Consider the following 13,426-nt stretch of genomic DNA (forward strand, 5'->3'; position numbering starts at 1 on the left):
ATTCACTTTATTATATCGTATCAACGACTCTTCCGCAATGTTAAACTTGTTGTATTTTGTATTCTTACCAATTATAAATAATGTGATATAATATTATCGAAAGAAGGTGTTGTCTTTGAATATTTTACTTACACTGCTGAATGAAAAACTGCAAGACCTGCTTCATGCGGAAACGGAAATTACCGAAAGCAAAACGGAAACGCTGCTGACCTACGCAAACCCGTACGGCGGAAAACCGTTGCAGGTACTGTACCGGCCCGGGGAAGATTTTAAAGTGACCCTGAACAAAACGCCCCGCTATTACCAGCAGGATTCCACCAAACGTCTGCTGGCCGACGTGGCCGGTTACGCGGAAGGAAAAACCGTTTCCCTGGACTGCACGGACCACAACGGAACCGAAAGCAGATCGGACCGTGTCGTCAACGCTGCCGACCTGGAAGGCATAGATTTGGACGCTCTCATTGCACTGGCCGTCCGCGTCAGTCTGCTGGACAGCGTTGAACTGAAAGACCTGCTGGCAAGCGGCGGCACGGTCAACGCGCATTTCTGGAACGCCAAAAAGGATTTCCGGTACCGGCAGATCGGGGACCGGCTGGAAAAAATCTGATTCGCAACAAAACAAAAAGCGCCTCTGCAAACAGGTAAACCCTGTCCGCAAAGGCGCGTTTTATTTCATCCAGCCAAGCTTGTCCGCCAGATACGTTCCCGTACCCGCCGCAACCGAATTCAGCGCCGAACGGCAACCGTCCAGCAGCCACTCGAACATCAGCAACGGAACCGCGGCACGCAGCGGCAGCCCCAGCATAAAAAGAAGAACCAGCACGCAGTACAGCCCGCTGCCCCGGTGTTTCATCCCCGCCAGCGAGAACAGCAGGACCCAGATAAAGAAACCGACACCCGGGAGAACGGAAACCGGCATGCCAACATACCGAACCGCCAGCATACAGGCAATTCCCAGATACAGCACCGTGCCTGTTTTGCCCAGCAGTTTTCCGCAGCGCCAGGCCGTCCGGCCCGCTTCTCCTGCAATCCCCATGCGCTGCAGACTGTGCAGGGCCTCCCCTTCCCCGGAACCGGAAGAGCAGGCGGTAAAGGCCTGCAGCAGAACCGGTTTGAAGTTGCGCAGGAAATGCGCCGGGCAGTCCTTGCCGCAATGACGCAGCTGATATCCGTAAACCAAAGTTCCATAAGCCGCACAGCAGAAAGCCGTCACCAGGACCAGTTTCACACCGGGCCACAGAACGGCCAGCCCCCGGATCCCGATCATGGGACAAAGAAGGAAAAACAGGCCCAAAGGCAGCAAACGCAGCAACAGGGTTCCCGCATAGCCGAACACATCCGCCAGGGAACGGAACAGCCGGCGGGCTTCTTCGCCCTCCGGTCCGATTTTCGCCGCAGCGGCACCGGTCAGCACCGACAGCAGCATCGCCCATGGCACGAGGGGCCGGAACCAGCGCAGGCCGAAATCGGAAAAACCGGCAAAAGCGGCCGGAATCTGTGCAGACCCGGCAATGCCTCCCGCCGCCAGGCCAAGGACCGCGGCGCCAGTCACCGCAATGCTGTGGAAAAACCATAACCGTGCAGGCGACGAACCGTCGGACCGCAGCTGCAGCCGCTGCATCACGCCGGAAACAAGATTCAGAAAAACGATGGGAAGCGCCAGCAGGAACAACAGTTTCAGGTAGGCCATGCCCACCGAATACAGCATCGTGTACACGCCGCGCCCGGCGCCCGCGAGGTTAAGGATTAGACCCGCCAGGACGCTTATGATAAACGAAGCGATCATCAGGACCGTACTATTCAATTTTAGGTTGACCGGTATTCCGTGAATCTGCATGGTCCGCCCTTCCTGTTAACACAGCGCGATATAAAAAACAACAGCGCCGTCCTGTAAAAAAGCCGGTTCCTTGCGGTTCCGGCTGTATTTTTTTGGTGCGGGCGACAGGACTTGAACCTGCATGGATAAACCGCCAGATCCTAAGTCTGGTGCGTCTGCCAATTCCGCCACGCCCGCAAAACATTTTCTAATGTGTTGTCAGCTTTTTACTCTCATGGCTATGCTTATTACTTTACGTTCGCTTGCGTCTTTCCCACCACTCAAGGCAAACTGCAAACTCCATCCATCCGCTTCATAACCAACTATACAAGGGTCCTGATAGTTTTTATCATCCATAGATATACGGTTATTGTTTATATCCAGACATTCATCAGGCTCCCCATACGCTTTTTTCAGTTCCGAGCCGGTAGAACCGGTTTTGATGCCGGCTTTTGTTGCTATCGTTATGTCACCGTTAAGGGCAACGCTTAATACCGGCTTGTCACCGGACGGCGCCGCATCTACCAGGAACCATGTCCCATTCCCTTCTTTAACGAAGTAATATCTGGAATACTCGTTTGACTGCTCCTGATGCACCGGCTGTCCGTATTTCGCAATTACTTCAGCAAGGGGTTGCCCTAAACGGATATTTCCAATCAGAAAATCCTCTTTCGATACTGCAAAGCAAGTACCTGTCGCCATAATGGCCAGCATGGTTATAACAGTCATTACTGCTTTTTTGATAGTCACAGGAACGACCCCCTTTAAAATCCGGATGGTTTCTCATATTAGCGATACCTAATTATACTATCCTTTTTGTTCTTCTTCAACAGTTTTCGCATTCACATATATTTGTTATTTGTTCTCCTTCCTCATATTGCGAACCCCTTACACTTCACACTGGTGTGAAAAAAAACAAAACGCCCGCGTTAAGCAGGCGTAACGGAAGAACCGCGCAGTCTAAATTTTATGCTCTAATACATTTTATTCGAATTATACGAAAAGAATCACCCCAACGCCGCCACTTCTTCCACAGGAAGATTCGTTATCCTGGCAATCTTTTCTACAGACATTCCATCTTTTAATAAAGATTTGGCAATTTCAAGAGCTTTCTTCTTTTCACCTTTCATCTCTCCACTTTTTTCACCTTGTTGAAAAAATCGCTTCTCCATTATTTTCTGATCCATTTCCCATGTCATAACCCGCGCCCTCCAAATTTCGTCATCCTTCACCCGCGCCGTTTCCCTGTCCACGGTCCGGGTGAACTCACTTTCCGGTTTATTTCCGTTAACATACGATAGAAACGCTGACAACTCTTTATCGTCTGCCTTGTCCGCAGCCCTGGCATTCAGAAAAATATTCTCCGTCAAATCCTGCATCTCCAAAGCGTTGTTCTCTTTACAGCGGTATGTGAAATGATAAACCGGCAGGCCTTTCCCAAACGGATCAAAAGTACAGATAAAAATCACATACGACTTGCGCAGCTCATTGTATGTCATTCCCCGGTGCAGCATATCCATGCTGGCAAGGCTCTGGTAATACCGGGTGCGCAACGGCAGTTCGCGTATTACCTCTTCCTCGTCCGTCCCCCGGTAGACAGTACTGTTAGGTCCTGTCGTCTGCATCTCAATATCCAATACCGTATCTTTTTCATCCTTCACATAAACATCAAGTCGAATCCGCTTGCTGTCAATTCGTACGCTAATGCTCTTATCTGTTTCAAGATAAAGAATTTCCCTGATGTGTATGTGCAGGACCTGTTCAATGAGACGCTTGCAAAGCTCTTTGTTCTTCATTACTTCCAAAAACACAAGGTTATTGGAAAAAGTCATGGAATCCCAGTCAATCGGTTTAAAATTACTCAATTCTTCACCTGTCTTTCCGACCGGCACGATTCCTTCCGCAGTTGTATTATAGCATAGTTTTCATGCGTTTTCTATGAAGAATAACGCCTTTTGCAATTATCTACACTATTTGCATTACTTCTTTGATTTGTTTCTAATCGCTTTTTATTACAGCCGAATAATGATTTAGAGTCAATTACTTTTGAAAAACTCATTGTTTTATTGATTTTAAATAACAAACATGGTATGATAACCGTAAGAAAGCTCGAAGTATTTCCTTAAGGAGGGAGGTCCTGCCAATGTTGGAGCTGCATGAAAATATCAGGGCGAGACGCGTCGCGTTAAACATGACGCAGCAGGAGCTGGCCAAAAAACTGGGCTATAAATCCACGTCAACCATCGCCAAAATAGAATCCGGCGAAAATGATATCCCCCAGGCAAAGATCGCCGCTTTTGCCGCCGCGCTGGATACCACGCCGGCTGAACTGATGGGATTACAGATCATAACCATAGGACCTGATGAACCCGACGATACGGTAACGGTCACTATCGCAAAGGGTAAGCCGGAACTGGAAGAAGCCATCAGACGACTGGACGGACTCAGTGAAAAACGGCTGAAGAACACCCTTGCTATTGTCAATGCCATCATCGACAGCTACGAATCCGGCAAAGACTTGCATATGATCATTAATATCGAGTCGCGCCCGGTTGAGTAAGCCGCGTCTCCCGACCGGCATCCGGTTCATATATTCTGTCGTTTTGCATCACGTGATGGAGGGAGAAAGAAAGCATGAACATTTTTGATATCATAGGCCCCGTCATGATTGGACCCAGCAGTTCACATACGGCGGGCGCCTGCCGGCTGGGGCTTCTGGCAGCGGGGATCCTGGGGGAACGGCCCCGAAAGGCGGAAATCTTACTGCACGGTTCCTTTGCCCATACCTATAAAGGTCACGGAACAGACCGGGCCCTGATTGCCGGTCTGATGGGATGGCAGCCCGATGACGCGCGCATTCCCGACGCGTTGCGCCTGGCGGAGGAAACCGGTATGGAGTTTTCGTTTACGCCAGGTGACCTTGGCTCGATGGCGCATCCGAATTCCGTCCAGTTCCGGCTGACCGGGGCAAAGGGCAATACCTGCGAAATCATCGGGGCGTCCATCGGCGGCGGGCAGATTATGGTGACCAACGTGGACGGCTACCCCGTAGAATTAAGGGGCGTGCTGCCCGCGCTGTTTGTCCCCCATCGGGACGAGCCGGGCGTCATTGCGCTGGTAAGCACGATTCTGGCACAGAAAATGATCAACATTGCCTCCATGCGGGTGTTCCGCGAAGGCAAAGGGGAAACGGCTACCATGGTCATCGAGTGCGACCAGCCGGTTCCGGCGGCCGTAATCCGTCACCTGGAAGAACTGGGGCCGGTAAAGCTGGTACGGTTTGTGGATAAAGTATCGTGACGCGGAGGAATGATCCATGAAGAAAGATAAATTGTCGTGGGCCCTGCTGGTCAGCGAGGCGGAAGCGAAACAGCTTCCATTGATAGACTATTTACTGGAGAGAAGCGCGGCCCAGGTTGAAACAGACAAGGCCGCTGTCCTGAAAAAAACGGAAAGCATGCTGCAGGTCATGGAAGAGGCTGTTGCCTACGGCATGACAGGCGTGAAATCCAACAGCGGGCTGACCGGCGGTTCCGCCAAAAAGCTGAAGGAATACATTACGGCAGCTGCGGGCAAAAAGAAACAGGATCTGTTAGGTCCTGTTGCCGGAACGGCCGTTATGTATGCCCTGGCCGCGGCGGAGGCCAATGCGGCCATGGGACGCATCGTGGCGGCGCCTACCGCGGGAGCCAGCGGGATCTTGCCGGGGGTGCTGCTGTCGCTGAAGGAAAACTGCGGCGTGCCCAGAAAGAAACTGGTGGAGGCTCTTCTGGTGGCCGGCGTGATCGGCGAAGTGATCGCCAACCGGGCATCCATCGCCGGCGCTACCGGAGGCTGCCAGGCTGAATGCGGCAGCGGCGCGGCCATGGCCGCGGGCGCGGTGGTCTATGTTTTCGGGGGAAACGGTAACCAGATCGGCGACGCGGTTTCCATCGTTTTTAAAAATATGCTGGGACTGGTATGCGATCCGGTGGCGGGTCTGGTGGAGGTCCCCTGCATCAAACGCAACGCAGGCAGTGTAATGCAGTGCCTGCTGGCCGCGGAACTGGCGCTGGCCGGCGTGGGCAGTTTCATTCCGGCGGATGAGGCAATCGACGCCATGGACAAGGTAGGACGTTCCCTGCCCGGCGGGCTCCGGGAAACGGCGGAAGGCGGACTGGCCGTGACCCCGACGGCAAAAGTCTGGACAGAGAATTATTTTAAAAAGATTCATGGTTGACAGGTAAATTTGCCTGTGTTATAATAATTTCCGTCATTAAGCGACGCTTATATGGTGGGTATGGTGAAGCGGTTAACACGGCGGATTGTGGCTCCGTTACGCGCAGGTTCAAATCCTGTTACCCACCCCAATTTTTTCATTTTGGGGTGTAGCCAAGTCGGTAAGGCACAGGACTTTGACTCCTGTATGCGTAGGTTCGAGCCCTGCCACCCCAGCCAGATTTTAACGGTCCATTAGCTCAGTTGGTAGAGCACCTGACTTTTAATCAGGGTGTCCCGCGTTCGAGTCGCGGATGGATCACCAGAAAAACAACTCCTGTTCTCCGGGAACAGGAGTTTTTTATTTGCGCCGGCAACAGGGGGTAGTATTTTTCTTCGTAATCGTATATAATAAATTAGTTATAAGGGAAAGTGTTTTTATGATTTGCTATTAATAACACTGCGCATTCCGGAGTAAAATTTCCCCAACGGAAGAAAACCGGATGTTCATTTAGTAATGGCGAATCATGAAATCACGCAGGAAAGGAGGAACCGGCCATGTACAAAATTTTGAAAAGCTCCAACACCGGCGTTGATGAATTCGACATCGAAGACATGGAAAAAGGCTGCTGGATCGATATCGTCGCCCCTTCTACGGAAGAAATCGATGAAATCGCCGAAGCAACCCATATTTCCAGAGACTTTCTGACAGCCGCTCTGGACCGGGAAGAAAAAGCCCGTACGGAAATTGACGAAGAGCAGCTTCTGGTCGTCATCGACATTCCTTTTTTCCGCAGCAACAAAGATTATGACACCATGCCGTTAGGCATCATTGTCACAAAAGACGTCATCGTTACCGTCTGTCTGGAAAGCAACGCGGTCACGTCCGGCTTTAACGCCAGAACGTTCAAAATGTTCAGCACCTATAAGAAGACCCGGTTCCTGTTCCAGATCCTGTATAAATCGGCTACGTTGTATCTGAAATATATCCGCAACATCATCCGCAGGACAGATGATTTGGAAGCGCATCTGCGTCAGGCCATGGAAAATTCCAAGCTGTTCAGCATGCTGGACCTGCAGAAATCCCTGACCTATTTCACCACGTCCCTGCGCAGCAATTACATGGTGACGGAAAAACTGCTGCGGCTGCGCACCACCGCCCAGACACAGCAGCTGATCAAGATGTACGAAGAAGACGAGGACCTGCTGGACGATGTTATCGTAGAATACAAGCAGGCCATTGAAATGGTCGAGATGTACAGCCACATCGTGCAGAGCATGATGGAAGTGTTCGCTTCCATCATCAGCAACAACCTGAACCTGGTGATGCGGTTCCTGGCTTCGGTCACCATCATCCTGGCCATCCCCACGTTTATCTCCGGCCTGTGGGGCATGAACGTGCCGGTACCTTTCGCAGAGTTTACCCACGGTTTCTACATCGTGTTCGGACTCGCCTGCGTGGTCAGCCTGCTGGCCGGCTACTGGCTGTGGAAAAAGCATATGTTCTGAATCGGAGCGATAAAACAAAAAGGCAGTTCCCAAATCGGGAACTGCCTTTTTTATGTTGTTTTGCCGATAACTGTTTTATCAGTAACTTTTTTCCGGTAACTGTCCGCTGCAGTGGCTGTATCGCCATTACCCAACGGTTATTTTACAATCAGTACCGGAATGTTGGAATACTGGGAGATTTTAGTACTTACGCTGCCCAGGAAGAATTCAGCCAGACCGGAAAGCCCGCGGCTGCCCAGCACGATGGCATCCGCCTTCTCCGCTTTGGAAATGGTCAGGATCCGTTCGGAAGGATGCCCCAGTTCAATCCTGTAGTCGGCAGCGCCGGTAAAACCGGTCTCTGTCACTTTTTCCCTGGCCCGGGCCAGTATCTCTTTCCCTACTTCTTCCAGATCCGCGTTACTCTGGCTGATAATATTGTGGTCCAGGGGAACCGCCAGCAACGCAGCATTATTATAGGGCTGGATAACCGTCAGCACCAGCAGCTCGCCCTCAAACTTTTCTGCCAGGGCGCAGGCCTGCTCCAACGCGCGCCAGGCGCTTTCCGAACCGTCAACGGGAACAACGATTTTCTTAAACATGTTCATCCCTTCTTTCATTATTTCTGTGTATCAGGCAGAGCCGCCTGAAAGGATCTTCTACTCCTGCTCTTCTTCTGCGGCGCTGTTAATTTTCTGTTTCGGTTTGCCGTGTTTCCGCAGTTCACGTTCCGCCGCCCGTTTTTCCCGCGCCTCACGGATACGTCTGGACTTGGAACTTTCCCTCCGCTGGAAATCCGTTTCCGGTTTTGCCTGGGGCTCGATGTAGGTGCCGTGATTCCCGAACCGGTAATACAACGCATAACCGATGATCAGCGCAATGGGGATAAAACCGACCAGATACCGCCATTTCCCCGCCGTAAGCATCAGGAAATTATAGCCCAGGGCGAAAATGGGAATCAGGATATAACTCAATATCCTCGCATTCCGGGAACCCCGGCCAAAGAAACGCATGATTGCCACCCAGACGATAACGCCTACGGCAAAGCTGACAAATGACATGAACAGTAAAAACAGGAATATCTCGAAATTCAAATCAGAAAACCTCCAAACGCTGTATTTCTACAATTAGTTATTTTTTCTGCAGTTACTTGTTTCTTCCGCAACTGCTTATTTACACATCAAACTTCTTCGTTTCGTCGCCCAGCGGCTTGTCCTTGTCCGGATCATTCTTAAAGAGATCGATGTTGTCCTTCGCGTATTTTACCGCGTCGTCATACACTTTCTTGAATGCGCTCAAGTCTTTCGGCTTGCCGGCCTTGATCCATTCCATAACGACCCGGCCCAGACCATAGGTCATGCCGACGGCCAGGGGGATCTGCAGGGGGGCAAAGGGAATCAGCGTCGCCAGCTTGCCGCCGGCAAATACCGTGCCCATGGAACCCAGCAGGCTCACCGCTGCTTTTTCCGTAATCTTTTCTTCATAAACCGAGCCGATCTTCATGATCATATAAATATCATTGGCGATCGTGGAAAGTGTACCGAGCCCCGGAACCACCACAATTACGCCGGCGCGGGCCGCCGCCCATTTGCACAGGGAAAGAGCTTCTTCCTCCCTGTCCTTATCGTCGATTACCGTGATTTTTTCATCTGCCATAATTAAACCTCCAAAACATAACTTCATCTGAAAAAAATCATCACAGCCTGTACCCAGCTAATTATATACTATGCGTTCCCCGTTTGCAAGAAATCGCAGGGGCCTCCAAAACATTTCACAGTTTTCCCGCTCAGCAGTCCGGTTCGTCCATTAAAGGCAGCGGCGGCCTGTCAAGTTTTGCGCCGTTTTCCTCGACATACTTTGTATGCAGCGCCGTCAATGGCACAATGACTGCCATAAAATGCTTTTCGCCATTTTTCTCCAGAAACGGATACAGCGTTGCCAGTTTTTCCTTTGTATCTACAATTTCAATAATCAGCGGCAGATTATAACTCCCGCTGAAAAAGACAGGCACCGCCCGGCCGTCGTTGCCCCGGATCTGCCTTCCGTAGCCCGCGTCGGCCCGGATCATGGTACCGCCGCCCAGACCGAGACGCCGCGCCTCTTTAAATACAGCCTTGTAAAAGGGCTCATCCCCGCACAGTACATCTTCCGCAGTAAAAATCTTCAATTCATAAAGCTTGACAAATTTCATATGCGTCACCTCTTTCCGGTCCGCCTTTGATCAATATCTTTCTTTAAGCCATAAAATAGCAAGATCAACTGCACCGTTATTTCATTTAAATTATATCATTTTGCCCGCCCGTATGTAAGTATTTTATTTGCATAATGCAACCCGATAGAGTAAAATTATATCGTAATCAGTATTCTAACCGGAGGGACATTCATGCTATACCTGGCCTGGGATATCGACGGAACCCTGCTGCTGACCAACCGCGCAGGCTATGACGCGCTGCAGGAAGCCACCTGCGATTATTTTTACAGAAAAGAGCCCTATGTTTTTAAACATACGCTGGCCGGCTGTACGGATTCATCCATCATCAAAGAGATCGTAACGGATATCAAGGGCCACTGCACCAGTGGCTGGGCCGCCTCGCTGAGCCTGAAATACGAAATGTATCTGAAGCAGCACCTGAAACTGCATAAAGGCCGGCTGATGCCCAACGTGGAAAAGACGCTGCAGTATCTGAAGGAAAACGCGCCGGACGTTACCAGCCTGCTGTTAACGGGCAACACCACCAACGCAGCACGGGACAAGGTAACGGAATACGGCATCGCGCAGTATTTTGACTTCCGGCACGGCGCATACGGCGATCTGGCGGAAGACCGCAACGAACTGTCCCGGATTTTATACAACCGCTTGCTGGTGGACGGACTGGTAAAAGACACTTCCCAGATCATCGTCATCGGCGATACCCCCAGCGACGCCCGGTGCGCCGCCGCCATCGGGGCCCGCTGCATCATCGTCCTGACCGGCAGCGAGTTTAAGCCGGAAGATTTTGCCGACTGCACTCCCTGGAAAATCTGGAAAACGCTTCCCGACGATCCGGCGGAGTTTGTTAAGGAAATCAGCGAAGCGTAATGAACGTTTCGCCGGGAGAACATATTTTGGCAGGCATTGACGCAGGCGCGAATAACAATCGTTGCCCGTACAATCAAAGCATGTTTTTATGAAAGGCATATATGAAACAGTCTAAATTATTTTTCTCTGGCATAATCGTTTCACTCCTTGCAGGCTTTGCAGTCCAGCCTGCGGCGGAAGCGTTCAGCAGCGCTGACCTGGCCGCCGTAACCGGCGGGCAAAACTGTTCCCATGCGGACCTGAGCCACGCCAACCTGAGCGGCGCCGATCTGACGGGTCTGGACCTGACCGGGGCCAACCTGGAGAACGCAAACCTGACCGGAGCCAGGCTGGAGCGGACCATCCTGGACAAAGCCAGCCTGCAGGGCTGCAAACTGAAGCGGGCCGTCTTTTCCGAAGCCCGGTTGTCCGGCGCCAGTTTTAAAGACGCCGAAGCGCCATATGCGTATTTCGGTCATGCGGATATGACAAACGCGGACCTGTCCGGCGGTGATTTTTACCGCGCGGATTTCCGCGGCGCCAAACTGACGGGCGTTACGGCCTACACCGGGAATTTCCAGGAATCAACGTTCGACAAAGCCGACCTGCACCGGAGTGATTTTACATTTGCCAACCTGTCCTACTGCTGGATGTATGAAGCCGATCTGTCGGACAGCCTCTTTGCCGGGGCCAACCTGTATGAGGTCCACGCCCACGGCATTAAGGCGCAACGCGCGAATTTCACCAGCGCCAAACTGGGGAAAGCCACGCTGACCAACGGGGATTTTACGGAAGCCGTGTTCGAAAATGCCATGCTGGACAACGCGGAAATGAAAGGCGCCGTACTGAAAGATACCGTGTGGGGAACAGCCTTTAAAGAAAAGACTGTCTTTTAAAAGGAGGTAACATGAAAAGATTATTTTTATTCGTTCTGACAACCGTCCTTGCGTTAACGTTCACCCTCACCGCAGCGGCCAATCCTTACGGCGGCCTGCCCAGGTCCCACACCTTCCCTCCGGGGATGAGCCCCGCCGAAACGGTGGAATATTTCCACCATAAAATTACCGACGGCGAGCCGGGGCTGGCCTGGGACATACTGACAGAAGATTATAAAAACGCATTCAGAAGCTACGATAGTTTTGCGCAGGGTTACCGGACAACCATCTCCAGCCGCCCCAGCCGTTTCCGCATGCTGCAGCGGGACCCTGATACCCTGGAGATGTTTTACCTGCTGAAAGCGGAAGACTGGGAAAACGACCGGCAGATTGTGGTGCAGACCTTTGAATGTTCCGCCATTATGAAACGGATAAACGGTTCCTGGAGGATAGACAGTGGCACCGGCAAACAGCTTAGCCGCCAGGTACTGGGTTCCCGGGAAACCGCCCGGGCGGTCCTGACGGATTACCATGAATGCATCACCAACAAAGAAATGAGACGGGCCTGGAGTTTTTTAGGCGACGGCTATAAAAACGCCTTCGGCGATTTCGGCGCCTTCTGTAAGGGATTCACCACCACGGTGAGCAGCGTGATCACGGATGCGGTGAACGTGGCCGACGGACCTGACATGACCTCCGTCGAGTATACGCTGACTGCAAAAGATTCCACTCCGGAAACCAACATCGAGCAGGTTTTCAAAGGCATTGCCAACCTGGAAGTCGTTCCGGGCCGGGGCTGGGTCATCAAATCGGCCGAGAACAAGCTGCAAAGCCGTTACTTCCCGCCCAAGTGGTGATGGAGAGAAGTTGCCAGTTCGTTCACCGGAAGCAGTTTGCAAAAAGATTTTCAATATCTATGTATAACATACATAAACTAAAGACGGACGTTGATTCCAACGTCCGTCTTTTATTTTGCGCAATTTGAAGTTATGATGCGATTAACATTATGCAGTTGCTTAGTTACGCAGCCGCTTACCTTTTCTTTGCATTCCTGCCCTGTTTACGTTTTTCTTCTTCCATTGCCGTTCCTGCCGTTTTCCCGGCCTCCCCACCGGTCCGGTCCACGGCACTGCCCGGCAGCATCACACGTTCCGGATCCTGCTTCGCCAGATAGCCAAAGTACAGGAAAAAGCCGATGCATACCAGCATGAAACCGGAGCTGGTCGCCTGGGCGCTGGTAAGACCGAAGAGCCAGGGCTCCGCGTAATCGCCCCGCAAAAATTCCAGGCAGAAACGTTCCAGCGAATACAGGAAACCGTACAGACACAGGGCCTGCCCTTTGGCATGGGGAAACGCGCGGAACACCAAAAGCAGCGCGAAGATCACTACGTCCAGCTGCCCTTCCCACACTTCCGCGGGCCATAAAGGCTGCGTCCCATAGGTTGCCCGGGCCAGCGTCCCCTCGGGATAAACGAGACCGAAGTCGCCGCCGGTGGGCGCGCCGAACGCGTCACCGTTCAGCAGGTTGGCCATGCGCCCCACAGCCTGCCCTAAAATCATGGCCGGACAGACGATATCCGCCAGCGCCAGCCAGTCGATCTTATGCAGCTTGCAGTAAATGATACCGGTAACCAAACCGCCCAGCATACCGCCCTGCACCGCCATACCGCCCTGCCACACAAACGGGATCTCCAGCAGGTGGTCCTGGTAATAGCTCCAGTCAAAGAAAAACACATCCCACAGGCGGCCGCCGATCAGTCCGGCAAAACCGCCGTAAATGCCGATATCCAGCACGTGCTCATGCCAGCGTCCGTCCTGCCGCGCCAGAAAATACGCCGTGCCGGTAGCCAGGAAAATCGCCAGGGTGAGCATCAGCCCGTACATGCGTATGGGGAAGTCACCTATATGAAATAAATACTGGTGCATAGTATGATCTCCATTCAGATTCTATTCTGCTATCTATCATACCACAAACCGCACGAACAAATCCAT

Annotated in this window: 16 protein-coding genes and 4 tRNA genes; 11 read left to right on the forward strand and 9 right to left on the reverse strand. The window is 52.0% G+C overall.

Annotated features, from left to right (window positions below):
- Positions 1–115 precede the first annotated feature (115 nt).
- Positions 116–607: a hypothetical protein gene (locus tag BM159_RS01270; protein ID WP_093912446.1), complete on the forward strand. Its 492-nt coding sequence runs from the start codon at positions 116–118 to the stop codon at positions 605–607.
- Positions 608–667: 60 nt separating this feature from the next.
- On the opposite strand, the gene BM159_RS01275 is transcribed toward BM159_RS01270, so the two are convergent.
- The 4 genes from BM159_RS01275 to BM159_RS01290 form a co-directional block, all read right to left on the reverse strand.
- Positions 668–1,837 carry a cation:dicarboxylate symporter family transporter gene (locus BM159_RS01275; protein ID WP_093912447.1) on the reverse strand — a complete coding sequence of 390 codons (1,170 nt, stop codon included), beginning with the start codon at positions 1,835–1,837 and terminating at the stop codon, positions 668–670.
- Positions 1,838–1,930: 93 nt separating this feature from the next.
- Positions 1,931–2,014, reverse strand: a tRNA-Leu gene (locus BM159_RS01280).
- Between the two features lie 21 nt (positions 2,015–2,035).
- Positions 2,036–2,566, reverse strand: a complete 531-nt coding sequence (locus BM159_RS01285) for a hypothetical protein (RefSeq protein ID WP_093912448.1) — start codon at positions 2,564–2,566, stop codon at positions 2,036–2,038.
- A gap of 257 nt (positions 2,567–2,823) precedes the next feature.
- On the reverse strand, positions 2,824–3,708 hold the full coding sequence (locus BM159_RS01290; protein ID WP_093912449.1) for an Rpn family recombination-promoting nuclease/putative transposase: 885 nt from the start codon (positions 3,706–3,708) through the stop codon (positions 2,824–2,826).
- Positions 3,709–3,959: 251 nt separating this feature from the next.
- Here BM159_RS01290 and BM159_RS01295 point away from each other — a divergent pair, with 251 nt between their 5' ends.
- From BM159_RS01295 to BM159_RS01325, 7 genes are all read left to right on the forward strand, one after another.
- Positions 3,960–4,376 carry a helix-turn-helix domain-containing protein gene (locus BM159_RS01295; RefSeq protein WP_093912450.1) on the forward strand — a complete coding sequence of 139 codons (417 nt, stop codon included), beginning with the start codon at positions 3,960–3,962 and terminating at the stop codon, positions 4,374–4,376.
- Positions 4,377–4,450: 74 nt separating this feature from the next.
- Positions 4,451–5,116, forward strand: coding sequence for an L-serine ammonia-lyase, iron-sulfur-dependent subunit beta (gene sdaAB / locus BM159_RS01300; RefSeq protein WP_093912451.1), 666 nt, complete (start codon positions 4,451–4,453; stop codon positions 5,114–5,116).
- A 16-nt stretch (positions 5,117–5,132) separates the two neighbouring features.
- The gene (gene sdaAA / locus BM159_RS01305) at positions 5,133–6,035 is read left to right on the forward strand and encodes an L-serine ammonia-lyase, iron-sulfur-dependent, subunit alpha (RefSeq protein WP_093912452.1); all 903 of its coding nucleotides are present in this window, start codon (positions 5,133–5,135) and stop codon (positions 6,033–6,035) included.
- Positions 6,036–6,089: 54 nt separating this feature from the next.
- A tRNA-His gene (locus BM159_RS01310) sits at positions 6,090–6,165 on the forward strand.
- Positions 6,166–6,177: 12 nt separating this feature from the next.
- A tRNA-Gln gene (locus BM159_RS01315) sits at positions 6,178–6,253 on the forward strand.
- Positions 6,254–6,262: 9 nt separating this feature from the next.
- Positions 6,263–6,338, forward strand: a tRNA-Lys gene (locus BM159_RS01320).
- 233 nt (positions 6,339–6,571) lie between these two features.
- A complete protein-coding gene (locus tag BM159_RS01325) occupies positions 6,572–7,522 on the forward strand; it encodes a magnesium transporter CorA family protein (RefSeq protein WP_093912453.1) in 951 nt (316 codons plus the stop codon).
- Between the two features lie 137 nt (positions 7,523–7,659).
- Here BM159_RS01325 and BM159_RS01330 read toward each other — a convergent pair whose 3' ends face one another.
- The 4 genes from BM159_RS01330 to BM159_RS01345 all read right to left on the reverse strand — a co-directional run bounded on the left by BM159_RS01330 (position 7,660) and on the right by BM159_RS01345 (position 9,692).
- Positions 7,660–8,103, reverse strand: coding sequence for a universal stress protein (locus BM159_RS01330; protein ID WP_093912588.1), 444 nt, complete (start codon positions 8,101–8,103; stop codon positions 7,660–7,662).
- Between the two features lie 57 nt (positions 8,104–8,160).
- Positions 8,161–8,595 (reverse strand): ECF transporter S component family protein, encoded by a 435-nt coding sequence (locus BM159_RS01335; protein ID WP_093912454.1) that lies wholly within the window; start codon positions 8,593–8,595, stop codon positions 8,161–8,163.
- A 79-nt stretch (positions 8,596–8,674) separates the two neighbouring features.
- Positions 8,675–9,157, reverse strand: coding sequence for a YcjF family protein (locus BM159_RS01340; protein WP_245763605.1), 483 nt, complete (start codon positions 9,155–9,157; stop codon positions 8,675–8,677).
- Between the two features lie 130 nt (positions 9,158–9,287).
- The gene (locus BM159_RS01345; protein WP_093912456.1) at positions 9,288–9,692 is read right to left on the reverse strand and encodes a DUF190 domain-containing protein; all 405 of its coding nucleotides are present in this window, start codon (positions 9,690–9,692) and stop codon (positions 9,288–9,290) included.
- A gap of 192 nt (positions 9,693–9,884) precedes the next feature.
- Here BM159_RS01345 and BM159_RS01350 point away from each other — a divergent pair, with 192 nt between their 5' ends.
- The 3 genes from BM159_RS01350 to BM159_RS01360 all read left to right on the forward strand — a co-directional run bounded on the left by BM159_RS01350 (position 9,885) and on the right by BM159_RS01360 (position 12,291).
- Positions 9,885–10,580: an HAD family hydrolase gene (locus tag BM159_RS01350; RefSeq protein ID WP_093912457.1), complete on the forward strand. Its 696-nt coding sequence runs from the start codon at positions 9,885–9,887 to the stop codon at positions 10,578–10,580.
- Between the two features lie 101 nt (positions 10,581–10,681).
- Entirely contained in the window at positions 10,682–11,455 is a 774-nt protein-coding gene (locus BM159_RS01355; RefSeq protein ID WP_093912458.1) for a pentapeptide repeat-containing protein, read from the forward strand.
- 11 nt (positions 11,456–11,466) lie between these two features.
- The gene (locus BM159_RS01360) at positions 11,467–12,291 is read left to right on the forward strand and encodes a hypothetical protein (protein WP_093912459.1); all 825 of its coding nucleotides are present in this window, start codon (positions 11,467–11,469) and stop codon (positions 12,289–12,291) included.
- Between the two features lie 175 nt (positions 12,292–12,466).
- Here BM159_RS01360 and lgt read toward each other — a convergent pair whose 3' ends face one another.
- Entirely contained in the window at positions 12,467–13,360 is an 894-nt protein-coding gene (lgt, locus tag BM159_RS01365) for a prolipoprotein diacylglyceryl transferase (RefSeq protein ID WP_093912460.1), read from the reverse strand.
- Positions 13,361–13,426 lie beyond the last annotated feature (66 nt).

Source organism: Succiniclasticum ruminis DSM 9236, from assembly GCF_900112895.1.
Classification (GTDB): Bacteria; Bacillota; Negativicutes; order Acidaminococcales; family Acidaminococcaceae; genus Succiniclasticum; species Succiniclasticum ruminis.